The 23,734-nt window shown below is 36.3% G+C and carries 31 protein-coding genes; 20 read left to right on the forward strand and 11 right to left on the reverse strand.

The annotated features are described in order from the left end of the window. The first annotated feature begins 21 nt into the window (after window positions 1–21). The gene (locus tag QF044_RS08345) at window positions 22–483 is read left to right on the forward strand and encodes an NUDIX domain-containing protein (RefSeq protein WP_307265848.1); all 462 of its coding nucleotides are present in this window, start codon (window positions 22–24) and stop codon (window positions 481–483) included. Window positions 484–575: 92 nt separating this feature from the next. Further along, the gene (locus QF044_RS08350) at window positions 576–1,271 is read left to right on the forward strand and encodes a VIT family protein (protein WP_307265850.1); all 696 of its coding nucleotides are present in this window, start codon (window positions 576–578) and stop codon (window positions 1,269–1,271) included. Between the two features lie 35 nt (window positions 1,272–1,306). Here QF044_RS08350 and QF044_RS08355 read toward each other — a convergent pair whose 3' ends face one another. Together QF044_RS08355 and QF044_RS08360 are read right to left on the reverse strand one after the other, a co-directional pair. Further along, entirely contained in the window at window positions 1,307–1,804 is a 498-nt protein-coding gene (locus QF044_RS08355; RefSeq protein ID WP_307265852.1) for a hypothetical protein, read from the reverse strand. Between the two features lie 114 nt (window positions 1,805–1,918). After that, on the reverse strand, window positions 1,919–2,308 hold the full coding sequence (locus QF044_RS08360; RefSeq protein WP_307265854.1) for a Fur family transcriptional regulator: 390 nt from the start codon (window positions 2,306–2,308) through the stop codon (window positions 1,919–1,921). A gap of 86 nt (window positions 2,309–2,394) precedes the next feature. On the opposite strand from QF044_RS08360, the gene QF044_RS08365 reads away from it, so the two are divergent. Both QF044_RS08365 and QF044_RS08370 read left to right on the forward strand, forming a co-directional pair. Then, window positions 2,395–2,733 carry a MerC domain-containing protein gene (locus tag QF044_RS08365; protein ID WP_307265856.1) on the forward strand — a complete coding sequence of 113 codons (339 nt, stop codon included), beginning with the start codon at window positions 2,395–2,397 and terminating at the stop codon, window positions 2,731–2,733. A gap of 95 nt (window positions 2,734–2,828) precedes the next feature. Continuing rightward, entirely contained in the window at window positions 2,829–4,226 is a 1,398-nt protein-coding gene (locus tag QF044_RS08370) for an alkaline phosphatase (protein WP_307265858.1), read from the forward strand. 24 nt (window positions 4,227–4,250) lie between these two features. On the opposite strand, the gene QF044_RS08375 is transcribed toward QF044_RS08370, so the two are convergent. After that, window positions 4,251–4,853 (reverse strand): DNA-3-methyladenine glycosylase, encoded by a 603-nt coding sequence (locus QF044_RS08375; RefSeq protein ID WP_307265860.1) that lies wholly within the window; start codon window positions 4,851–4,853, stop codon window positions 4,251–4,253. Between the two features lie 186 nt (window positions 4,854–5,039). On the opposite strand from QF044_RS08375, the gene QF044_RS08380 reads away from it, so the two are divergent. Both QF044_RS08380 and QF044_RS08385 read left to right on the forward strand, forming a co-directional pair. Beyond that, on the forward strand, window positions 5,040–5,225 hold the full coding sequence (locus tag QF044_RS08380) for a hypothetical protein (RefSeq protein WP_307265862.1): 186 nt from the start codon (window positions 5,040–5,042) through the stop codon (window positions 5,223–5,225). A 121-nt stretch (window positions 5,226–5,346) separates the two neighbouring features. Further along, complete coding sequence (locus QF044_RS08385; RefSeq protein ID WP_307265864.1) at window positions 5,347–5,697, forward strand: hypothetical protein; 351 nt, start codon at window positions 5,347–5,349, stop codon at window positions 5,695–5,697. Between the two features lie 78 nt (window positions 5,698–5,775). Here QF044_RS08385 and QF044_RS08390 read toward each other — a convergent pair whose 3' ends face one another. The 3 genes from QF044_RS08390 to QF044_RS08400 form a co-directional block, all read right to left on the reverse strand. Continuing rightward, window positions 5,776–6,342 (reverse strand): ferritin-like domain-containing protein, encoded by a 567-nt coding sequence (locus QF044_RS08390; protein WP_307265866.1) that lies wholly within the window; start codon window positions 6,340–6,342, stop codon window positions 5,776–5,778. Window positions 6,343–6,480: 138 nt separating this feature from the next. Beyond that, window positions 6,481–6,708 carry a hypothetical protein gene (locus tag QF044_RS08395; RefSeq protein ID WP_307265868.1) on the reverse strand — a complete coding sequence of 76 codons (228 nt, stop codon included), beginning with the start codon at window positions 6,706–6,708 and terminating at the stop codon, window positions 6,481–6,483. 10 nt (window positions 6,709–6,718) lie between these two features. Further along, the gene (locus tag QF044_RS08400; RefSeq protein WP_307265869.1) at window positions 6,719–6,946 is read right to left on the reverse strand and encodes a glutathione synthase; all 228 of its coding nucleotides are present in this window, start codon (window positions 6,944–6,946) and stop codon (window positions 6,719–6,721) included. A gap of 172 nt (window positions 6,947–7,118) precedes the next feature. On the opposite strand from QF044_RS08400, the gene xth reads away from it, so the two are divergent. Next, window positions 7,119–7,892, forward strand: coding sequence for an exodeoxyribonuclease III (gene xth / locus QF044_RS08405; RefSeq protein ID WP_307265870.1), 774 nt, complete (start codon window positions 7,119–7,121; stop codon window positions 7,890–7,892). A gap of 15 nt (window positions 7,893–7,907) precedes the next feature. On the opposite strand, the gene QF044_RS08410 is transcribed toward xth, so the two are convergent. The 3 genes from QF044_RS08410 to QF044_RS08420 all read right to left on the reverse strand — a co-directional run bounded on the left by QF044_RS08410 (window position 7,908) and on the right by QF044_RS08420 (window position 12,412). Then, complete coding sequence (locus QF044_RS08410; protein ID WP_307265872.1) at window positions 7,908–8,522, reverse strand: alpha-ketoglutarate-dependent dioxygenase AlkB; 615 nt, start codon at window positions 8,520–8,522, stop codon at window positions 7,908–7,910. 15 nt (window positions 8,523–8,537) lie between these two features. Then, complete coding sequence (locus QF044_RS08415; protein WP_307265873.1) at window positions 8,538–9,326, reverse strand: LexA family transcriptional regulator; 789 nt, start codon at window positions 9,324–9,326, stop codon at window positions 8,538–8,540. Between the two features lie 218 nt (window positions 9,327–9,544). Continuing rightward, window positions 9,545–12,412: an AsmA-like C-terminal region-containing protein gene (locus QF044_RS08420; protein ID WP_307265874.1), complete on the reverse strand. Its 2,868-nt coding sequence runs from the start codon at window positions 12,410–12,412 to the stop codon at window positions 9,545–9,547. Between the two features lie 529 nt (window positions 12,413–12,941). Between QF044_RS08420 and QF044_RS08425 the strand changes: the two genes are divergently transcribed. From QF044_RS08425 to QF044_RS08480, 12 genes are all read left to right on the forward strand, one after another. Then, entirely contained in the window at window positions 12,942–13,100 is a 159-nt protein-coding gene (locus QF044_RS08425) for a hypothetical protein (RefSeq protein ID WP_307265875.1), read from the forward strand. A gap of 335 nt (window positions 13,101–13,435) precedes the next feature. Beyond that, window positions 13,436–13,720 carry a hypothetical protein gene (locus QF044_RS08430; RefSeq protein WP_307265876.1) on the forward strand — a complete coding sequence of 95 codons (285 nt, stop codon included), beginning with the start codon at window positions 13,436–13,438 and terminating at the stop codon, window positions 13,718–13,720. 153 nt (window positions 13,721–13,873) lie between these two features. Then, window positions 13,874–14,425 (forward strand): TetR/AcrR family transcriptional regulator, encoded by a 552-nt coding sequence (locus QF044_RS08435; RefSeq protein WP_307265877.1) that lies wholly within the window; start codon window positions 13,874–13,876, stop codon window positions 14,423–14,425. 3 nt (window positions 14,426–14,428) lie between these two features. After that, window positions 14,429–14,953, forward strand: coding sequence for a DUF4442 domain-containing protein (locus tag QF044_RS08440; RefSeq protein WP_307265878.1), 525 nt, complete (start codon window positions 14,429–14,431; stop codon window positions 14,951–14,953). Window positions 14,954–15,277: 324 nt separating this feature from the next. Then, entirely contained in the window at window positions 15,278–15,811 is a 534-nt protein-coding gene (locus QF044_RS08445; protein WP_307265879.1) for a hypothetical protein, read from the forward strand. Between the two features lie 764 nt (window positions 15,812–16,575). Further along, window positions 16,576–16,971 carry a VOC family protein gene (locus QF044_RS08450; RefSeq protein WP_307265880.1) on the forward strand — a complete coding sequence of 132 codons (396 nt, stop codon included), beginning with the start codon at window positions 16,576–16,578 and terminating at the stop codon, window positions 16,969–16,971. Window positions 16,972–17,321: 350 nt separating this feature from the next. Continuing rightward, complete coding sequence (locus tag QF044_RS08455; RefSeq protein WP_307265881.1) at window positions 17,322–17,651, forward strand: helix-turn-helix transcriptional regulator; 330 nt, start codon at window positions 17,322–17,324, stop codon at window positions 17,649–17,651. A 96-nt stretch (window positions 17,652–17,747) separates the two neighbouring features. Next, on the forward strand, window positions 17,748–18,215 hold the full coding sequence (locus QF044_RS08460; protein WP_307265882.1) for an SRPBCC domain-containing protein: 468 nt from the start codon (window positions 17,748–17,750) through the stop codon (window positions 18,213–18,215). 119 nt (window positions 18,216–18,334) lie between these two features. Further along, entirely contained in the window at window positions 18,335–18,913 is a 579-nt protein-coding gene (locus QF044_RS08465; RefSeq protein WP_307265884.1) for a YdeI family protein, read from the forward strand. A gap of 18 nt (window positions 18,914–18,931) precedes the next feature. Then, the gene (locus tag QF044_RS08470; RefSeq protein ID WP_307265885.1) at window positions 18,932–19,333 is read left to right on the forward strand and encodes a DoxX family protein; all 402 of its coding nucleotides are present in this window, start codon (window positions 18,932–18,934) and stop codon (window positions 19,331–19,333) included. Window positions 19,334–19,384: 51 nt separating this feature from the next. Then, window positions 19,385–19,942, forward strand: coding sequence for a DUF4256 domain-containing protein (locus QF044_RS08475; protein ID WP_307265886.1), 558 nt, complete (start codon window positions 19,385–19,387; stop codon window positions 19,940–19,942). Window positions 19,943–20,144: 202 nt separating this feature from the next. After that, window positions 20,145–20,645 (forward strand): hypothetical protein, encoded by a 501-nt coding sequence (locus tag QF044_RS08480; RefSeq protein ID WP_307265887.1) that lies wholly within the window; start codon window positions 20,145–20,147, stop codon window positions 20,643–20,645. A gap of 62 nt (window positions 20,646–20,707) precedes the next feature. On the opposite strand, the gene QF044_RS08485 is transcribed toward QF044_RS08480, so the two are convergent. Then, window positions 20,708–21,739 carry a low specificity L-threonine aldolase gene (locus QF044_RS08485; protein ID WP_307265888.1) on the reverse strand — a complete coding sequence of 344 codons (1,032 nt, stop codon included), beginning with the start codon at window positions 21,737–21,739 and terminating at the stop codon, window positions 20,708–20,710. Window positions 21,740–21,824: 85 nt separating this feature from the next. Between QF044_RS08485 and QF044_RS08490 the strand changes: the two genes are divergently transcribed. Further along, window positions 21,825–22,478 (forward strand): metal-dependent transcriptional regulator, encoded by a 654-nt coding sequence (locus QF044_RS08490; RefSeq protein WP_307265889.1) that lies wholly within the window; start codon window positions 21,825–21,827, stop codon window positions 22,476–22,478. Window positions 22,479–22,519: 41 nt separating this feature from the next. Here QF044_RS08490 and QF044_RS08495 read toward each other — a convergent pair whose 3' ends face one another. Next, entirely contained in the window at window positions 22,520–23,683 is a 1,164-nt protein-coding gene (locus QF044_RS08495) for an aminotransferase class V-fold PLP-dependent enzyme (protein ID WP_307265891.1), read from the reverse strand. Window positions 23,684–23,734 lie beyond the last annotated feature (51 nt).

A 23,734-nucleotide genomic window follows, 5' to 3' on the forward strand; every position in this document is an offset into this window, starting at 1 on the left:
AAAATTATCTATCTTAAAGCTATGAAAACAAGTGCCGGTATTTTGTTGTTTAAAAAAATGGGGAATAGTATATCCTATTTTCTGGTGCACCCGGGAGGGCCTTTTTGGAAAAATAAAGACGCTGGAGCATGGTCTATTCCTAAAGGTGAATTGGAGCTTGGCGAAGATCCATTAGAACGTGCAATAATTGAGTTTAAAGAAGAAACAGGCAAAATGGTGCAAGGAGAATTCATCGTATTACAGCCTGTTAAACAGAAAGGAGGGAAAACAGTTTATGCATGGGCTTTAGAGTTTGATATTCAAACTTCCGGTCTCTACAGCAATACCGTAGAAATTGAATGGCCACCACGATCTGGCAAAATAATCGAGATCCCGGAAGTAGACCGTTGGGAATGGTTCGGATCTGATGAAGCAAAAAAACGGATCAATCCGGCACAGGCAGCTTTTATAACAGAATTAGAGGAAATGTTGAATAAAATTTGATCATCTGTTTTATATCATAGCGTTTACCTTTAATGACTTGTATTATTTCATTATATTTAATCATCAGGAGTTCAATATTTTAAATTTTCATTATGCATCATCTATTGGAAAAACATTATGTGAACAGGGTAGGCTGGCTTCGTGCTGCTGTTCTGGGCGCTAATGACGGTTTGCTGTCCACCACAAGTATCGTTATTGCGGTAGCTGCTGCACAGACAGATCGCAATACTATTATTCTTGCAGCACTGGCGGGAATGATCGCCGGGGCAATGTCTATGGCTGCTGGTGAATATGTATCGGTAAGCTCCCAGGAAGATACCGAGAAAGCAGACCTGCTCCGGGAAAAGAGAGAACTGGAGGAAATGCCGGAAATTGAGCTTAGAGAACTCGCTAAAATTTATGAAAAAAGAGGCGTGAGTAAAGAAACCGCTTTGCAGGTTGCTACTGAACTCACTGCCCACAACGCACTGGAAGCTCACGCAAGGGATGAGCTGGGAATCAATGAAATTACACAGGCAAAACCTTTGCAGGCTGCTGTAGCTTCATTTGGTTCATTTGCTGTCGGGGCCTTATTGCCTTTCCTTGTTTCATTATTTGCTCCCATCCATCAGATGGTGTATTTCCAGTATGGCTTTTCCATTATCTTCCTCATGCTTCTTGGGGCTGTTTCGGCAAGGGCTGGGGGTTCCAAAATTGGAATTGCTGTATTGAGAATTTGTTTCTGGGGAACTGTTGCTATGGGAATAACAGCTTTGATAGGCCATCTTTTCGGTGTAAGCGTTTCTTAAATGACTGCGATTTCTGTTTATTCAAGACAGATGAATCAGGATCTTTTTTTTATCCCAATTAACTTTAAGGCATTAGCACTCAGGAAGATTTCATCAAAAATGGTAAGCGCTTCCACATCAGGAAAAGCAGGAGACATCATATCACTTTTGTTAAAAGAAAGCTCAACGGCAGAATCGTATGAAGCTTCAATCCTCACCACAGAATATCCGTTGTAAGCAATGGTAAAACCTTCAAAAAGGCACTGTTGTTCGGCTTTCTGATACTGGATATATTCTTCAAATCCGGAGGTCTCATCTCTTTTTCCATCATTGTGTTCAAGTGATTTCCAGCTGGTGTAATTCTTGGGTTCTTTCAGAACATTTCCTTTAGAATCTACAGGAACAAATTGCCCAAGCGTCAGTGTCTGTCTTAGAAAATTGGCATAATTTTTCATCAGACGTAAAGTCTGAAGATCGGCATATCCTTCGTTTGAATAGTACTCAATAACAAAATCTGTCATCGGGATCAGCTTGTGGGAAGCTTCTGTCGGCATAACTGGTGTTTTCTTTTCTAAAAATAAAAATAGTACTTTTATTTGCTTTACCCAACTTTAATATTCAGCAGAGAATTTTTAAGCTTTAAAATCAAATTGGATACGGTAAAGCATCTAAGCCTTTACACATTTCGGACAGATCCCGCTTACAATGAAATTATATTCCTGGGCTATAAAATCCGGTGGCAGGCTAATCTCAGGAATCACATTTTCAATACAGGTAACGGAATGACATTCTTTGCAGTTGAAATGTAGGTGATTGTGAAAGTGCTTTCCTTCCTTACATCTTCCGCTGCACTTTGCAAAATTAACAACACCGTCTATATTAACTATTTTGTGAACCAAGCCTTCATTTTCAAGCCTTTCCAGAACACGATAAGTGGTGACCCGGTTACACAGATCTCCTAATTTCTTCTGAATATCCGAGTGAGATAAAGCCACTTCAGAATCAATGATGACATTTAAAATTTCAGTTTTAGCGTGGGTATTTCTGATCTGTTTCATTTTTAATGCAACAATGTTGCGTTATTTGAATATTTATATCTACTTTTGCAACAAAGTTACAATAAGAAATTTAAATCCCCTTATTTATGAAATCAAAAATTCTGGATGCTGTAGGAATTTCAGCAGCGGTACTCTGTCTCATTCACTGTATTATTTTTCCTTTGTTAATGATTATTCCTTTAGGAATAGCCCATAATCCTTATATTGATCTGTCCTTCCTCATCATTGGTGCTGCAGTAGTCTACAGGGTTACCAGAAATATGAAAAATAAATGGCTGAAACTTATGTTTTGGTTTTCAATATTTCTTATCTCAATTTCTGTTCTGGCTGATCTGATATTCGAGATCCATATTCCCTTAATTTATTTAGGAGCAGCAGGATTAATTACCGGACATATCATCAACTTTAAAAATCACAAGCATTAACCGAAGTAGAAAAATTAAAATTCATAATTAATTAACGCAACTTTGTTACAGTAATTGAGTTTACATTCTAACTTGCACAATGAAATTTTATTAAAATGGACAGACGTAAATTTTTAAAAGGTTCAGCACTTTTATCAGGATTATTCACAATAAATCCTGTTGATCTTTTAGCTAATCCTATAAAGGAAGTTCCGGATCTGAAAGGAAGGGCTAAAAACATCATTTTCATGATCAGTGATGGGATGAGTTCTGGAACTCTGGCAATGGCGAACCTGTATTCCCAAAATATTCTGGGTAAAAACGGAAACTGGATGAATCTGTACCAGCAAAATAAAGTTTCAAGAGCTTTAATGGACACCGCTTCAGCAAGTTCTATAGTAACAGATTCTGCGGCGGCAAGTTCGTCTTTCGGAGGGGGAGTACGGGTGAAAAACGGAGTGCTCAACGTGGGTGCGAATGGTGAAAAATATGTCCCGATCTGGCAGAAGTTTAAAAAAGCCGGGAAAAAGACCGGCTGCGTAACAACTGTAACGATTACCCATGCCACTCCAGCAGGATTTTGTGTAAATTCAGACAGCAGAAATGCAGAAAATGAAATCGCGGAAATGTATGCTGAGATTGGCTTTGATGTAATGATGGGCGGTGGTGATGAGTTTTTTAATCCTTTAAAAAGAGAAGATAAAAAAGATATTTATGGTCTTTACAAACAGAAAGGATACCAGGTTTTTAAGAAGAAATCTGATCTGAAAAATGTGGAAAAAGGAAAGAAGATCCTAGGCGTTTTTAATTCCGGAGCTTTACCCTATTCTATTGATAAAGCTCATATTCCAGAGCTTCAGGCGACGCCTTCACTGGCTGAAATGGCCCAGACAGCGATTGATCAGATGAAAGACCATAAGGAAGGCTTCGTCCTGCAGATTGAAGGCGGAAAAGTAGACTGGGCAGCCCACGCCAATGATATTGCAGCATTGATCCACGATCAGCTTGCTTTTGATGAAGCGATAAAAACAGTGATGGATTTTGCAGAAAAGGATCAAAATACACTGGTGATCATTACAACAGATCATGGAAATGCCAACCCCGGGACCATTTACGGAGCAGATGCCTCGAAAAATTTCAACAGCATTTCCAATTACCAATACACTAATGAGTATATTCTGAATACCATTCATCCGGATTTTAATCTTCAGCAGATGAAAGACTGGATCTATGAGACCAACAAAATACGTCTCGCAGATGATGAAGCGAAACATTTACTTAGCTTTTATTCCGGACTTGAAAAACAGGAGACTGGAATTTACAATTATAAAAAGCTTCCTTTTAAAGCCTATTCGGATATTCAGAGAAAGTATAATTCTGTAGGCTGGATCAGTATGGATCATTCCGGAGATTATGTGGAAGCCGCAGTTTACGGGCCTGGAAAAGAACTTCTTCCTCCTTTTATTAAAAATACAGACTTACATTATCTGATGTTAAAGGCTGCACAGATATAAAATTTTCGAGGAAAACAGCTGTTATTAAGATCTTGGTTTACTTACATATGGATTTCCTTTAATGTAAAAGCGCCAGGGAAGGAGGGCATCTTCCTGAGCATAAGCTACTCCGATGCGCGGTCCTGCAACGATCTCTTCATCGGAATACCTGATCCCGTGATCTTCTATCCATATTTCATTTTCGGTGAGGTCTTTCTTATTGAAAGACCGGTCTATTCCCAAAGCTTTAGCCGCAGAACCCGGTCCGGAGGAAATGGCCGTTTTAGAAGCTGGCATATTTCTCCTGAACTCCATGATTTCTTTACCTATTAATGGTTCTACCGCTCTGATGAGTACTGCGTGCGGTTCGCCTTCTGTGGAGGTAACGATATTAAAAAGATGATGAATTCCGTAACATAAATAAACATACGAAACACCGCCCGGACTGTATAATGTTTCAGTACGTTCTGTTCGTCTTCCGCCATAGGCATGAGAAGCTTTATCCAAGACTCCAAAATAGGCTTCGGTTTCTACAATGATACCTGCGGTCACATTACCGTTTATCTCCGTAAAAAGAACTTTGCCCAAAAGATCCCGGGCAAGAAAAATGACATCCTGATTGAGGTAGTAAGGGAGGGGAAGTTTCAAATCTGTTTATTTATTACGGTTTAGAAAAGTAAAGTTAGGCATCCGGATTCTATTATCAAAGGAAATAATCTATGAAATATTGAGGCGAAAAATTGATGGTAACATATTACTAATAAGATATTTAATAAAAGTAACTTTTATGTGAAATATTGATTACATTTGTTTATCAATATTAAAATATTCACTATGAAATCGCATCTTAAAAACCAGAAACTAGACAGAAATCAACTGAAATTAATACAAGGAGGCCGCATTCCATGTCCTGCCAACAATGACTGTGGTGCGGACAACTGCTGCATTAATGGAGCATGCCATCCTATTACCGATGCAGGCCCTAAGTATGGGTTATGCTCGGTCATAATAGATTTCTGATTAGTCATTTAAATAATTTTCCTCCATTCACGTGATATAAATACTTTGAATGGAGGAAAATTAATTTTATATAGCAGGATTACGAATATACCAAAACTTATCCCACAGATTTAATAAACTTATGAATACTCAATCTTTTTCAGATTTTTCAGAGCCGGATACATTGGAAATAGGCCTCAGAATAGCCAATAAGGTTGCAGACCAACTTCAGAAAGGCAATATATTGGGCTGTAGCCACCGTGATTATTGCGGAATGGGTATGAAAATGAATGAAGGTCAAGAGTTTTTATATGGAGAACTGTATGACGGTTTTGATTTTCATGTACCGAGAATCTTTAAAAACCGGGCTTCATTTGTGACATGGCTTTCCGCTCAATCTACAGCTTCACTGGCTCGTTTGGATGACGAAGAATTTTTTAGAGATAACCAGGTTATTACAAGAAGCCGACTGATAGAATTTATTGCCTCCTGATCCAGCCGCTTTTTAATCAAAAGCAAAAAAAGAGACCCCGAAAGAGATCTCTTTGTAATATTTATTCAAATAAAGGTATTACTTTGCTTTACTGTTAATAGCCGTATCTGCTATTTTCGTAAGCAATGCATCACATTTTTTTTCTTCTGAAAGGGTAGCCAACAGGTTATTAAGGCAGTCTTTTTCTTTTAATACTTTCGCATAAGCGGCAAGTGACCCATAAGTGGCAATTTCGTAATGTTCCACTTTTTGTGAGGCAGCAACAATTCCTGCATCTCTTACGGCTCCCGGTTCAGTTTCTTCCATAATGCTTTTTCCTTCATCCAATAATCCCTGCATTGCATCGCATTTTTTAGCCTGAGCTTTTTTTCCAAGTGAAGCGAAGCATTCTTCAAGTCTTTTTACATGAACTTTAGTCTCATTATAATGCTTTTCAATAGCAGCTTTTAATTTTGGATCTGTTGCATTTTTATGCATTTTAGGAAGTGCTTTTACCAGTGCCTTTTCTGCCCAATAAATGTCTTTCAACGAATCTTCAAACAAATCCTCCAGCTTTTTCGCTGCACCTTTTTTTGCAGGAGCCTTACCTGCTTTTTTTACTGGCGTTTTCGTCGCTGCTTTTTTTGTTGTTTTTTTTGTTTCCATAATAATTTATAATTTAGATGATTAATACCTGCAATTATAAGACCAGCTCGTGTTTTAGGGTATTCATGTGGTAGGTAAGAACGAATATTCGTATTTTAGAATGTACTCTTGAAAGAATAAATAAACTTCTCATATCCATTATTCAGGCTCTTTTCTGAAACTTACTACTTCATATTCGTCATTTGAACAATATTTTTTACAGCTGCTATCATTAAAATCATCAGGATTTTTGGAGAAATCTTCAATATATTTTGCGCTTTCTCCTGTATCAGAAGGTGTAATAATGATATGATAATTCTGTATTACAGATTCATCGGCTTTCTTTAAAGCTTCTTTTTTATATTCTAAGGCTTCACTGTATTTCATAAAAGTAATTTTATTTTTCAAAAATAAGTCTGCCGTCGAATGGCTCACTCCAGTTTATAAATATTTTATCATTCAATCTGCTTATCTCCGCCTGAACGGTTTCATATTCACCATTCTCTTTTTTCCTTTCAACCGTTAAATTGGATCCTTCACCGATTTCATTAACGGTAAATTCTAACTGATATCGGTTTTCATTATTCAATACGAAATCTGATTTTGTAAAATTTCTATTTAACATGATATAAATGTTTTATTTTTTAAGCTAATGAATAAATTATGCCAATATAAATCCGAATTTCATTTTAATTTAAAAATAAATATCTCATTTTCGCAATATGTCATTACAATTCAATGCGGTGGAATAATTATTGCCTTTTGAAAAAAATTGTATAGTCTTTAAATCATAAACCATGAAAATAGCTACCTATAATGTGAACGGTATCAATGGGCGTTTACCTGTATTGCTGCAGTGGCTGAAAGAAGCTCAGCCGGACATTGTATGTCTCCAGGAATTAAAAGCTCCGCAGGAACGTTTTCCTTTACAAGAGATCAATGCTGCAGGATATCAGGCCATCTGGAAAGGTCAGAAAAGCTGGAATGGGGTAGCCATACTTGCCAAAGACCTGGAGATCACGGAAGTGCAGAGTACTTTACCGGGAGATTCTGAAGATATCCAGAGTCGGTATATAGAAGCTATCATTGATCAGATGGTGGTATGCTGCTTATACCTTCCTAATGGAAATCCTTACCCGGGACCTAAATTTAATTATAAATTAGAGTGGATCAAACGCTTAAAAAAACGCGCCAATCAGCTTATCAAAATGGAGCTTCCCGCAATACTGATCGGTGATTTCAATATTATCCCTGAACCCAGGGACGTCTATAAACCTGAACGTTGGGAAAATGATGCATTATTCAGAACAGAAGTCCGAAAAGCTTACAAAGAATTATTAAATAAAGGCTGGCTCGATTCTATCCGTACCCTTTATCCTGAAGACACTGTTTACACTTTCTGGGATTATCTTTACAAAGCATATGACCGGAATGCAGGAATAAGACTTGATCATATGTTATTAAGTCCTTATTTAGCTCCGGCATTAAAAGCAGGTGGTGTAGACAGCCATGTACGTGGCTGGGTGAAAAGCAGCGATCACGCACCGGTATGGATTCAAATTGAAAAATAACAGCTATAAATTACTTCATGAACCTACATGAACCATACGAAACGTGAGATTGATCCGTGGTTTCATAGGCTTTGTAGATTTTGCGATCCTGTGTTCCCAGTTGAGCTGCAAATCTCCTTTCATAATCAATAATGATCCATGCTGGAGGGGCAAACTATACTTATTCTGGTGATTTTCCTTTTGCCGGAAATCAAAATTTCTTACTTGCCCGAGGCTTACAGAAGCAATGACAGGGCGATTTCCCAATTCGCTTTCCTTGTCGCGGTGCCATGCCACAGAATCATTCCCGTCACGATACAGATTCAGCAATACGGAATTAAACCGATAACCTGTCGTTTTTTCTATCTGCTGTTTTAATGCTAATAATTCCGGTAGCCATGGGTTGGCTTTAAAATCATTTCCACCCAGTTTGTAGGTTGTTCCTTCATCGCCATACCAGGCTGTTAAACGTGGGGTAAGAACCATTTTATCATACATTTTCTGGGTTCGCTGCTTCCATGGAGCAACACGGATCAGAAGCTCCTGAAGTTCAGAAGCTTTATTTTCCGGCATAAAATGCTCTGTATATTCCAACAGCTCTGTCGGAAACCGGAAGTATTCCTCTGAATTAAACAAGCTCAACTGATCCATAGCAAAACACTGGTTTTATACAGGTTTACGGCGTCTTTTTGAAACCTTTTTATCAATTTCTTTGATATCGTTTTTCAGCTCCCTGAACATTTCTTTAAAATTATAACTTTCGTAATCACCCGGTTCAAAATCTTCCGGAAAGATCCCTGAAGCATACTGCCATATTTCTACAATTTCTTCATTGGGAATATCGTAAGGCTCATAAAATGAATTATCTGCACTTACGCAGACTGCATTCCCTTTTATTTCTTTAAAACGTTTGTAGGTAATCCCGTCATTTAAGGTGATAAAAACATATGTTTTTCCTGGTTTCAGTTCACTGATTCCTTCCACATATTTTCCTACGATATATGAACCGTTTCTAAAAGGCGGCATAGAATCTCCATCTGCCGGAAAAGCTCTGTATTTGCCATTGGTAAGGAAGGGAAGGGCAATTCTCTGGAGGCTTTCAATATAACCCACATCACTGTAACCTTCAAGATATCCCATGGATGCTTTTTGCGGAATGATCTCAATGGTATCATTTCCAAGGTGATCTACCGCTACAGGCAGAATAATCCTGTTGTCCGGAAGTTTTAGCATTTCTTCCATCGGATATTTGCGGATATCTACAGACACCATAAGATCAATGCTCACATGAAAATATTTCGATATTTTTACCAGCAGCTCAATAGGCGGCTCAGAAACCCCATTTTCATATTTGGAATACCGCACACGGGAAATAACCAATTCATCTGCTACATGTTGTTGAGAATGACCTCTTTTCGCCCTTAAAAAACGAATATTATTTGAAAAAATTGACATTGATACAAAATATACCAACAAATTTACAAATTTAGACTCAGAATACCTTGTCATTTAAGTGGAAAGATCACACTAATTCATGATCAGTTCTGGAAAGTAGATCGTATTTTGACAGAAGATTTTAGTTTTGAAAAAGAGCTTTGTAAATACTATTGGCTAAAACTACTGAAAGGGAAATTTTTAAAATAAAAGACTGCCAATACCGACAGTCTTTCTTATTATTTTTCTTTAAGATCTTTATTAATTTGTTTTTCCGCTTTTTTAGCTTTCTGTTCCTGCGCCTCTCTTTCTTTACGCTGTTGTCGTCTTGTTTTTTTCTCTGCCCGTCTTTCTTCGCGGATTACTTTATTGGATTTTTTATTATACAGAGCATCTATAATTCCTTGCCCGGTCTTGCTGAAAATTTTGATCTTCGGTTTGCTGTGGGTTCCTGTGACAACGATTGGAAAACCAATCCATCCACCCGGTGGCAAACCAACTCTCACCTGCAGATCCAGCAGTCCGTTAAAGCTTGTTGTTCCGCTGATGGAAGGTCTGAGGACAGATACTTTAAAGGTAAATTTATCAACATGGATCAGATTATTTTTAATGCTGGTTTCAATATTTACGCCCTTCATATCCGGATTATCAAAAGCTTTTGCCCCGATATTATCACCCACGGCAGAAAGCATTTTTAAATTTTTCACTTCCACATCACGGAGGTTAACTATTCCTCCGCCTTCCAGGGAAGGGTAAATTGGGCTCATGTTTTTATCAAAATCACCTTTCAGTTTATAGTCCAGTGATACAATTCCTTTGACGTTTTTAGCAGCGGTCACCATTTCGCGAACCATATCAATCTCTTTATACGCCCGCTGAACATCAAAATCCTGAACTTTAAGAGCGACATCATAGTTAGCTGTCAATGGAGACTCATTCTGATAGCGGGCATCAATATTCATGCGGCTACCGATAATATCAAATGAGGTATTCTTAAGGTAAACCTCACCTTTATTTACCGAAGCATTTCCTTTCAGATGATTAAGCGCCAGGCCTTTAAATTCAACTTTCTTAGCATTCGCTTCCAGGGAAACATCCAGATTTTTAGGAACAATAACAACACCGCTGCTTTTTGGATTTTCTACTTTTGCATATTCTAATTCGATGGACTTATCGGTATTGTCACCGTTTTTAAGTGCCATAAATTCATCGATCAGGATGTAATTTGAATTTAAATCAAATTTTCCGTGAAGTGTTCCTTTTCTTTCGATAAAGTAATTGATGGTATTGAGAAGATAACCATTGAGCGCAAAATCAGATTTTCCATAGGTAGCCAGAAATTTTCTGAACCACATTTTTTCATTTTCAAACTGGAAATTTCCTTCTTTGATGAAGAACGATTTCGGAAGATATTCTGTCGTAGCTTTAATGTTCTTTAAAATTAAAGTTCCTTTATTATCCAGCTTGCTGTACTGGCCTGTGGTGGCATAGCTTTGTCTGCCGTTCAGTGAAAGGTCTGCCATAATTAGCCCGCTGATATCAAATCCTTCTTTGGCGAAAACTTTATAAATTCTTCCGACATTTAAAACGCCTTTCGCCCGTATTCTATAGAGCAGGTCTTCAAAATCCTGCAGATCGGCATTCACAAAAACTGGATTTCCTTCAAAATCAAAACTGAAAGGATCCAACTTCACCCCAAGACTCCGGAAAGTCCCGTCTGTATTGATGATATTGGCTACTAAATTGATATTCTGGATAGGATTGGGATAATATTTTGTTTTGACCAAACCATTTTTAAGATTCAGATAACCATTGGTTTTAGGAAATAATTTTTTATCCAGACTGAAAATTCCGTTAGCTTTAATATTGGTATCCATCAATCCTCTCATATCAATATCTTTGAGGCCCAAAGCCTGATCCAATGTTTGGAGATCAACAGTACCTTTCATATCTGCAATCACCTGCATTTCGTTCAGACCTTTAGTTTTTACATAAGCCCGGAACTTATTATTCGGGCCCAGATCGAAGCTGAGTTTTTTTAAATCTATACCAAGTTGATCCGTGTTCAATGACGGTAAATTCACATTAAGATCCATATTAAGATTGTTCATCGGAACAGGCGCTTTTCCATTGGAAACAAAACCATTTTTAACCAAAAGACGAACTTTAGCTCTTGGTTTAATATTTTGAGGCTCACTGAATCTGCCTTTTAAATGAAAGTACAGATCACTGTTGCCTTCAATTTGGGTATCTTTTGCCCAGTCCAGGTATTGTGGTGGCAGTACAGAAATCATTTCACGGATCGTTGTTTTTTCTGAAGCAGCCTTGATATCCATATTGTATCCATCTTTAAGAATACTGATAAAACCGATGAATTTTAAAGGCAGGTCATTAATTCTCAATTCATTTTTCTTCAATACAAAAGTTAAAGCATTGGTGTTGATTCTGGTAATGAGATCAGCGTGCAACGTTTTTTGTTTTGCATAATAGATTCTGTTCAGGCTGAAATCCACTTTATTGATGTCCAGATAAGTCTGAAGGTCGAAAATATCTTCACTTAAACCACCTTTTCCCGTGTAATTAAGTCCTTTAGCATCAACTAAAACCCTTGCGGCGTGGTCGTTATATTTAATATTCCAGTTTTTAAATTTGATCAGGTCCAGTTTGATAGAAGCACCCGTTTCTGTAGAATCTTTTGGTTTCCCAGATGGTTTGGAAACGTAAACATTATAGTTTGCTTCTCCTTTGCTATTGACAAAAACATTGGCATTGGCATCTGTAACGTAGATTTCATCAATCTTTACTTCACGGTTGAAAATCAGATTTTTAAGATTGATTCCGACTGCCACTTCTCTGGCTGTCAACAAGGTGTCATTCTGGAAAGGTTTTGAACCCTGTAAAACGAGGTGGTCTACAGAAACTGTCAGGGAAGGGAAGTGGCGGAAAAAGGTAAGATTCGTTTTTTTATAATCGAGCTTTCCTGCAAGATGTTTGTTCGCAAATATTTTTACCTGCTGAGAAATCGTTCCCGGAAAGAGTATAGGAATGATAAACATTAAAAACAAGAGGGCTGCTATTGAAATTCCAGTCCATTTTAGAATTTTCAAAATTATTTTTTTAAACTTTTCCATAAATCCATAATTTTGATTAAATATTTGGCAATAATAACTAGTTATCCGTCATCTAAAATCAAGCCATTTCTTTGTACTGCGGACTTAAATTGATTTTTGAATAAAAGCAGATAAAACCGAAATTCTCGAACCGATTTATCATTCAAAACAGGAAAAGGTATCCAAAAAGCTTTAAATTATTGCAAAATCTTCCATGTGGAGATTTTGTTTTTATGCAAACAGTTAGTTGTCTTCATTTACTTACTGAAATAGTTTCTAAATTTTTCCAATGTAAATTTTCAGCATAATAAAAATATTCAGCGTAAATAGAAATAAGATATTTTTAACTGATAGTTTTTTTTCAATTAATTTAATATAAAATAACATTTTTAACATTCTATATAACTGATTGTGAGCGTTTAATATTATTGTATTTCTCTTGCTAAAGTGAAATAAATGATTAATTTAGATCTAACAAAGCTTTGTTAGATCTTTAAAATATTACTAATCAAAAAAAAAATCATTCATGAAAAAATTAGAAAACAAAACAGTTCTTTCAAGAGAACAACTGAAAACGGTTGCCGGTGGTGATACGGGAGTTTGCCTATTAGCCAATGGCGGATATGTGACAAGAGACTGCACAAGCAAGTGTCCTAACGGAAGATTTCCCATCTGTCCGGCATAAGCTATAATATCCTGTTTGAGTTAGCTCCCGGTAAATAGTTTACCGGGGAGCTTTATTTTTACAGGTAAGAACGGATGGATTGGCTAAGAAAAACGGAATTTCTAAAACAAAAAAAAGAATTTTGTTCAATAAACTTATTTTGGAAATTAGATAATAAGAAAACAAAGAAACGGGAAAACATAAGTCAGGTAAATATATTAAATATTCACCAAATACAATTTATATTAACGAAATATTTAATCATAAAAATAATTAATTATTTTATTAAAAACAATATGTATTTATTGTAATTATTCTTAACTTAGTGATGTATTAACCATATAAAAATTTATATCATGAAAAATTTCAAAAAATTAAACAGAAATGAATTGAAAACGATCTCAGGTAATGGTTTATTCGATAATATCGGAGGTGTTATCGGAGGTCTGGGTGGAGTAGTAGGAGGTGTAGTAGGCGGCGTAGGTACTATAGTAGGAGGTGTTGTTGGTGGTGTAGGCAATACAGTGGGTGGTGCAGTAAATGCTGCCGGGCAACTTGTAGGAACTACATTGTGCAACGTACAGTGCGTAATAAACGGTGTAGTGCATATCCAGGTCCTTTCGTGTGGATCTACTTGTTAAGATAAACAGGTAATTAACAACGTACCGCTCTGTAATAGGGCGGTTTTTTTATGGAGGCAAGTATATAAGTTTCTTAAACATAAGTATTTTCTTTTTTAATTTAATTTGTTTAGCTTTTTTCACTAAATTTATCTACCTATTAGTAGATAGATAATGAAAACAAAAGAAAAAATTTTAAATACCGGAAGACAGCTGCTCATTGAAAATGGGTATAATGCATTCAGCTACGCTGATATTTCTAAAATTGTAAACATTAAAACATCATCCATTCACTATTATTTTCCAAGTAAAACGGACCTTATCAATGCTATTATAGAAAAAAATATAGAGGAGATCAATGCGTTACAGCATAAGCAAGAAAAACTAACCTCGAGCCAAAAACTAGAGAATTTATTTAAATATTACTTACTGCTTATTAGGGAAAACAAAATCTGCTTAGTAGGTACATTAGCTTCTGATCATCATTCATTAGACATACTATTGAAGGAGAAAACTATAGAATTCTGCAATATAATACTCCAGCATACTGCACAAACATTACAATCTGGAATGGAAAATAAAGAGTTTGCAAATATTGTAAATACTGAATATAAAGCAATGGAGATATTATCCACTTTGGTTGGAATAGCACAGATCGGAAGATTCTATTCGGAAAACAAAATATCTGCTGTAATGCAGCAAATCATCAATAACCTAAAATATTAACAGATGGCATTTTATCAAAAGCTAACAGAGATCGGCTCAAAATATGTCGGAATTGCAAAAATTTTCAAATGGGGATTTAATCTTTCCCCCATGTACAGAAGAAGTACTGCCAGAATTTTGAGTGTTTCCCAAAATCTAATGAATGTTACTGTAAAACTACCGATCAGTTACAAGAACAGGAACTATAAAGGAACAATATTTGGCGGAAGTATGTTTTCTGCCGTAGATCCAATCCCCATGGTACAACTTATAAATTTATTGGGACACAAGTATGTGGTTTGGGATAAGTCTGCAGAAATATTTTTTAAACGTCCCGGGAATGAAGACCTTTATGCTGATTTTCAATATTCTGAAAAAGAATTACAGGAAATAATATCTAAAGTAGAGATTAATAAAGAATTTGAAATTGTCAAAACAACTCAGCTTACCAATAAAAATAAATCAATACTGTTTTGCGAGATAAAAAAGAGAATTTATATTGCTGATAAAGAATTTTTTAAAAATAAGCGAAACAAAAAGATAGAATAATTTATTGAATTGATTATGTAGGAAATGAGTTGTAAATATTATTCTGTTGGAGAAAAAGTATCAGAAAATACAAAAAAGATTTACAACTTATTGAATAGCAAAACGGAGTTATCTAAACAGTAAATCTTTGTGTATAATAATGTCTAATAAAAAAAGTTTGCAACAGCTGGATTGAGCTTACAAATTCAAACCTACACTCAAAAGCAAAGCTTTACAACTTTAAAAAATATAACGTAAATCTCAAAAAACGATCGTAAACAAGAGCGTCATTACAGTTAATTAATTATATTTTTATCGTAGGACATAAAATTAAGCAAATTAAATATGGATTATTATAAATATTGGGAAAGGTGTGTTGATCAAATTGAAAAAGGACAAATTGAAAATGCGACTATTTATGCTCTTAAAACTGCAGTAAAATTAGACGTATCACAAGCTTTAATTGACAGAATAATGTCAATAAGCTTAAAAAGTTACGAGAAAAAAGTTGAAGCACAAATGGATGAATGTCTAAAACGAGCAAAATTAGAAAATGCAGAAGCCTTATGTCTATATTACAATTTGGATAATGGCTGGGACAATACCATATATATATGTAAAGAATATACAGATGAAAATAGCTATTGGATTTTCAAAAGCAAAAGTTGGGTTGAAATAGGAAAAACTAAAGGGTTTTCAGGTATATATAAAATAGATGCTCAAAGTGCTTTTTTTGCGGACAAAATAAGTTCCGGAATTTGTATTCTCTTAATGTTAAGAACAACCATTTCTTTTTATAATGTTGCACAAAAATTTTCAGATCGTGGGATGAAATTTTGTATAACAGCGACAGAAAGTGATTGTGTAAGAGTGTTGTAATGAACAAAAAAGCATGTAGCCAAGATGTTTTGTTTAATTTAATGTTTGTGGAAATCCAATCAAATCTCACAAAATGAAAGACAAAGCAATTTGAGTCGGGACATTTCTCGGGGACCATTTAACTGCGGGTTATTCTAAAATCATATTAAAGTTGCAAGGATTGTGAGTTTAGAATGTTTTATAAAATAAACACTATACACAATTTAACATAATATAAATTATAGGATAAAATAATATTGTACAGAACAGAAGCCTAAGTCCTCCAGATTCCGTTATTTGCAAACTTTCCCTGCCTAATATCCTACAACGGATTCTGAGAACACTTATTATAAACCGTTCACTCGTCAAAATAATTTTGTTGTCTCTGTTATTTACTGTCAGATTTTTATTTTCTTCCATAAGCCTGTTAAATTTTTTTATGATCTGGGATGCTTATACGATGTAAAAATACCAATCAATGAAAATACTGGCCATATGGCAGCTCATGGTCAGAAAATAATTTTCCAGCTGTTCTCTATAAATTTTTCCCGTTATAAGATGAAATTGACGCTCTGTCTGTTCAAAAAGTTTTAACTGCAATCATTACCTCTGTATTTGCATCTTAATCATTAATTTTCTTATCCTTTCGTTCACTTCATCTACTGGTTGACTCATTTTCACCAATATATTATGTTAAATTGAATCCTAAGTATAAATTCTTGTCTCATGGCAATTTCAGTTGCTTTAAAAACCTATACCTTTATTCTAACCAAAAAATAAATATTATGAAACCTAAAATGATCTGGGCCAACCTTGGGGTAACCGACCTTGAGCGTACCCAAAAGTTCTATACAGAACTCGGATTCAGGCCTAATAATCCTAACTCATCTAATGAACTGGTCAGCTTTTTTTTCAGTGAAAATGAATTTATCATTCACTTTTTCCTGAAAGAAATACTGGAAGCCAACGTGAAAAATGTGAAATTCAGTGATTCACAGAGTCCGAACGAAATCATATTCACCCTGTCAGCAGAAAGCATAGAACAGGCAGATCAATGGGCCCAGGAAGTCGTGAAAGCCGGCGGTACCATTGTTTCGGAACCTGAAAGCTTCGGAGATCATTATTATGGCTTTGTTTTCGCAGATCCTGATGGCCATAAATTTAATGTATTCCATATGTAAGGATCATAAGTTTATATCTCTCGCAGATCCGGCAGATATTGCAGATTTTTCCTTTTTTAATCTGCTTAATCCTCAAAATCTGCGAGAAATTAAAATTCAGCGAGATTATACATAAGTCACCTTATTTATAGTACACTTTCCCTTTCCAGAATAATCTGGTTTTTGCAGACCGTAACAAGCAACTATAATAAGTGTTCCAATAAATGAAATTATCAATTCCAAATTCTATTCTGTAGAGTGTTTAGTAACATATAGAAATCCTCTACGTAAGAGGATTTTTATATATTTCCTCAAAAAAAACTTGTGTAGTCAAATAACTTCATTTAAATTTGTAGTCAAATAACTACACAATGAATTTAAGAAGAGATGTATTCCAGGCAATAGCCGATCCTACCAGAAGATCTATCCTGATGCTGGTGGCAGCACAATCCATGACCGCCGGGGCCATAGCTTCCAATTTCGATACCGCAAGACCTACCGTTTCCAAACATCTTCAGATCCTTACCGAATGTGAACTGTTGAGATCTGAACAGAACGGCCGTGAAATTATCTATCACCTTAATCCCAATAAAATGAAAGAAATAGCCGATTTTATAGAACCTTTCCGCCAGATGTGGGACGAAAAATTCAATAAGCTGGAAAGTGTGATGAAAGCCTATCAGAAAATAAATAATAAGTAATGGGCAATGGATAATAATAATTGAGTACTTCCACTCTATTACTCTATTACTCTCCATTCTCAAACCCTCAAACACCAAAACCCTCAAACTCAAAATATGGAACTTAAAACAAAAATTCACGCCGAAGACGGCAAACAGGAAATATTCATCATCAGGGAATTCGATCTCCCGGTAGAACTGCTTTTCAAGGCATATACAGAAGCTGAACTTTTCGAACAGTGGATGGGAACCAAAGTGACAAAGTTTGAAAATAAGCAACATGGAAGTTACCGTTTCGAAACCTCAAACCCTCAGGGCGATGTGGTTTTCAGTGCCAACGGAACCATTCATGAATTTGTTCCGGAACAGAAGATCACAAGAACTTTTCAGATGGAAAACACGCCCTTCCCTGTTCAGATCGAATTTTTAGAATTTGAAAAGCTTACAGACAGTACCAGCAAACTTACGATCCAGACCATTTACAAATCTGTAGATTTCAGGGATCAAATGCTGAAACTGCCATTTGCCCAAGGGATCAATATGGCGCACAACCGTTTACAGGAGCTGTTAGGTAGCAGATTATAGGTTGCAGGTAGCAGGTCTACAAGCGTAGAAATAAAAAATAACTTGATCCCATACCCTAAACTCCCATAAACTCTCTCACACTCTCACCCTAAAACTCTCAGACTCTAAAACCCAAACTCATGAATCCAAAAACAGATTTCTTCTTTAACGAACCCGGCCAATGGCAGGCAGCATTTGAAAAACTAAGAGCAATTGCCCTAAGCACAGAACTCACAGAAGATCTGAAATGGGGATGCCCATGCTATACCTATGAAGGGAAAAATATTTTCCTGATCCACGGTTTTAAAGAATATTGTGCCCTTCTTTTCTTTAAAGGTGCCCTGATGAAAGACCCGGATCATCTTTTGATTCAGCAGTCTAAAAACGTACAGGCTGCAAGACAGATCCGTTTTACCGACGTACAGCAAATTAATGATCTTGAAGACATTCTTCGGGCTTATATGTTTGAAGCGGTTAAGATTGAAGAATCAGGAGTTAAAGTTGAAATGAAGAAAACAAATGAATTTGACATGCCCGAAGAATTTCAATACAAACTGAATCAGGATCTGGCACTGAAAGAAGCTTTTGAGGCACTTACTCCCGGAAGACAAAGAGCTTACCTACTCCATTTCTCATCCGCCAAACAGTCGAAAACCCGGGAAGCACGCATTGAAAAATGCATTCCGCAAATTTTTGAAGGAATAGGATTAAATGATTAACACTAAAAACGATACAATATGGAAACACTGAACAAATCACAAAAAAGAAACAAGATCATCTATTGGATTTTCACCTTATGGATGGCTCTGGGAATGGTATCTACAGCCATTGTTCAGCTGATGAAAAATAAAGATGAACTGGCCAATTTCACTAACCTCGGTTATCCTGCCTACCTGATGATCATTCTCGGAATATGGAAACTCATGGGCGTAATTGCTGTACTCATTCCAAAACGTCCGCTGCTTAAAGAATGGGCCTATGCCGGATTCTTCTTTGTCATGTCCGGCGCATTAATCTCACATATTATCGTTGGAGATACTTTTGGAAGAACTTTTCCGGCTTTACTATTGTTGGTTTTAGTGATTATTTCCTGGTATTTCAGACCTGCTGACAGAAAAATTCCTCAGGGTAACAATTAATATCTATTGAAACTTTTAACTTTAAAAAATCAAACCCTTAATAAAATTGGTATGAGCAAAAAGAAACTGACAGTCGAACAGAGCGCAGAACTTTTAAAGGTTTTAAAAAGCCGTTTTGAAAAAAATATGAATCGCCATCAGGGATTGGATTGGGAAAAAATCCAGTCCAAGCTGGAAGTAGTTCCCGAAAAGCTCTGGTCTCTGAACGAAATGGAAGACACTGAAGGCGAACCTGATGTAGTCTCTTATGACAAAAGAACTGACGAATACATTTTCTTTGACTGTTCACCGGAAAGCCCGAAACGTAGAAGCCTTTGCTACGATTATCAAGCATGGGAATCAAGAAAAGCCAACAAACCGGAAAGCAATGTCATCGACAAAGCTTCTGAAATGGGCATAGAATTATTAACAGAAGAGCAATACCGCCAACTCCAGGAACTTGGAAAATTTGATCTGAAGACCTCTAGCTGGGTGAAAACTCCTGCTCATATCCGGGAATTGGGTGGTGCCATTTTCTGTGACCTCCGTTACAATACGGTTTTCATGTATCACAATGGCGCAGACTCTTATTATGCAGCAAGAGGATTCCGGGGAATGCTGAAATTATAAGTTCCCGCAGATTGGGCTGATTCCACAGATGTTGGCGTCTTAATCGTAAAAATATGACTTCGCTCCTGATTGAATTTTAACAAGATCTTTTTAACAGTTAATCTATAAAATCCCATTATTTATATCCGGTTTTCTTTCATATTTAAATACTATTACTATTTTAGTACATTGAAATTTGAATTTAATATAATAACATTGGGTATTGAAAAAATTAATCTTACTGGGTTCGGTATCAATTTTACTTATTAACTGCAATAAGAAAACAGAGAATCCGGTTCCTAAAGTGGAAACCGACACCGCAACAGTTGCCGAAACGGTAATTGATACTTTAAAGCCAAAATCATTCTGCTATATGGCTGTAACCGGAAAAGACAGCGTTTTTGCATCAATTGATGATAACCTGGGAACCATTACCGGGAAAATAGCTTATAAAAACAGTGAAAAAGACAGTTCAAAAGGAGATGTAACCGGCTTTAAATCAGGCGACACCTTAAAGCTTACTTATGAATTTCAATCAGAAGGAACAAAAAGTAAAAGAGATATTTTCTTTCTTCAAAAAGATAATACTTTAACAGAAGGAATCGGTGATCATAAAGAGGAAGACGGGCAGTCTAAATATGCCGACGAGAAAAAGATCAGCTATAAAGACGGACAAAAGTTAGAAACTGCAGATTGTAATATGGTTGCAAAAGCCCTGAAATAAAGCATTTATCTTCTATAATACCAAATAAAAGGTGGCTAAGAGTTTCTTGGCCACCTTTTTGATTAAAGTTCTTTATTAATAACCTCTATAAAACGCTCTACAGGTTCGTCGCCCGTATTCCATGACGTGATAAGACGGATAGCTGAATATTTTTCATCAATTTTTTTCCACACAAAAAATTCAAAATCTTTTGACAGAATTTCAATAAGCTCATTGCTTATGATGGGGAAAATCTGATTCGTGTATGTATCTGAAAGAAACCTTGCTCCCTTTTCCTTCAAGGCCTTTTTAATTTTCATAGCCTGAAGATTCGCATGTTTGGCCAGATCAAAATACAGGTCATCTTTCATCAGCTCCATAAACTGAATTCCTAAAAGTCTTCCCTTAGCCAGCAATGCCCCTTTCTGCTTGATATTAAATGCAAAATCAGGTTGCAGGTCTTTATTATTAATCACAATAGCTTCTCCTATTAAAGCTCCGTTTTTCGTTCCGCCCAGATAGAAAATATCCGTCAGTTCAGCTACTCTTTCCAAGGTCAGATCACTGATTTCAGAAGTCAGTCCGTGTCCCAATCTGGCTCCATCCATAAAAAGATACAGACCGTTTTGGCGACAGAAATCCGAAAGCTTTTCCAGCTCTTCAGCCAGATAAACGGTGCCCAACTCAGTAGAATTGGAAATATAAACCAGCTTTGGCATTACCTGATGCGGAACATTGCTGTGATTTTCCAGAACTGGAATAATGTCTGCAGGTGTTAGTTTGCCGTCTTCCGTTTCGATGCTTAAAACTTTGTGACCAGTTGCTTCAATTGCTCCTGTCTCATTATTCAGGATATGCCCCGGTGCCGCAGAGATCGCACATTGATAGGGTCTTAAAATAGCAGAGATCACAATAAGATTAGCCTGTGTTCCTCCGGAAACCAGATAAACATCCGAATCCTGATTATTAATTTTTTCTTTGATCAGTTTTTTTGCCTGCAAAGAATATTCATCTTCGCCATATCCGGCTTGCTGCTCTAAGTTTGATTTTAAAAGTGCTTGTAGAATATTTGGGTGACAACCCTCAGAATAGTCATTTTTAAAAGAAAATTTCATAGAGTAAAATTAAAAAAAGTTAAAATAACAACACCACTTTTTACATAATATTTTGTTAGATTTGTAGTGAAAATCATCTAACATTTTGAGAACAACATTAACAGAGGAAAATTATCTGAAGGCTTTGTTTCATTTAGTTGACAATGAAGGGAAAGTGACGATCAATGAACTCAGCAAATTTTTAAATGTGAAAATGCCCAGCGTGAATAACATGATGAAAAAATTTGCCGATAAAAAATGGGTCATTTATGAAACATACAAACCTCTCGTCGTTACGGAAAACGGAAAACGCGAAGCTGCACTGGTGGTCCGCAAGCACAGGCTGACAGAAATGTTTCTTGTGAAAAAAATGAATTTTGGCTGGGAAAACGTTCATGAGATTGCCGAACAGCTTGAACATGTACATTCACAAATCTTTTTCGATAAAATGGATGAGATCCTGGATTATCCAAAATTTGATCCACATGGAGAACCTATTCCTGATAAAGATGGAAATATTATTGCACAGGATCTTCAAAAACTGAGCGCATGCACTGTGGGAGAAACGGTAATATTTGCTTCGGTTACGCTTTCAGATGATGGTTTCTTAAGTTACTTAAATGACAGAAAACTGCTTCTCAATACCCACATTAAAATTATTAAAATTGAAGAATTTGATAAATCTATGACCATAGAAATCGGAGCCAATAAAGAAATTATCAGCAGAAAAGCTACAGAAATCATCCTGGTGAAGAAATAAGATAGTCTGGTGGCTTCGGAAGCCTCAGCCACCAGATCCTACTATTTCAGCATTTTTATTACAGTTTCAATTTCATCAGAAGTATTAAAATAATGTGGTGACAAGCGGATTGCCTTCTCTACATTTTTAAAGGTAAAATCGATCAGGGCATTACTTTTATTGCTTACCGAAAAGTATATCGTATTCTCTTTCAGTCTTCTGTAAATATTTTCAATACTTCCATCCTGTGCGCAGAAAGTAACAATACTGCTTAAGTTTTTTCCTTCATCCAAAACCCTTAAACCATTATTCTGTAACCCAATTCTCAGGTCTTTCGCTAATTGTAAGTTATAGTTTTCAATATTAGCCAAACCAATATTATTTGCATATTTCATTGCTTCCACCAATCCTAAAAGTGAACTTATAGAAGTTTCCCATTGCTCAAATCTTTTAGCAGTCGCAGACAGTTTATAATCATTAAACTCTGTCCACTCAGCGCCACACATATCTAAAAATACCGGTGCCATATTTCTTTCCAGGACTCTATCCGAAACATATAGAAACCCTGTACCTCTAGGTCCCCGCATGAATTTCCGACCGGTAACCGTGAGAAAATCACAACCAATTTTCTCTACATCTACCACAAGTTGGCCTACCGACTGACAGGCATCCACAAGGTACAATACATCGTAACGGCGGCAAATCTTCCCTACTTCTTCCACATTCTGTATCAACCCGGAATTGGTTGGGATATGAGTTACTGAGACCAATTTTGGATGGTGCTTTTTAATCAGATTTTCAAGATCCTCCAGATCAAGTTCGTGATCAGGAAGATTTTTAATCCTGATGATTTTGATTCCTATTTTTTTCTGCAGTGAAAAGAAAGCAATCTGGTTTGAGACATAATCATCATTGGTGGTAATAATAACATCGCCATTTTTAAAAGCAATACTGGATAAAGCCTTTGAATAGCCGTCTGTAGAACTTACCATACCAGCAATATTGTGAGGCTGCGTATTGATCAGTTTTGACGTTTCTGTGTAAAACCGTTGGATATGCTCTGTATTCCTGTCGGCAGCTTCATATCCTCCATGCTGCTGTTCCAGAAGAATATGATCAGTCATTGCTTTAACTACTACTTCAGGCATTAATGATCCTCCCGCACTGTTTAGAAATATTTTGTCTGTACAACCTCGTGTATCCTGTCTGATGAGCTCCAAGTCCATACTTATTTATTTTGGAATTGATAATAGTTGAGTTTAATTGGGAAATTAACT

It is taken from the genome of Chryseobacterium sp. W4I1, assembly GCF_030816115.1.
In the GTDB taxonomy this organism is placed as follows: Bacteria; Bacteroidota; Bacteroidia; order Flavobacteriales; family Weeksellaceae; genus Chryseobacterium.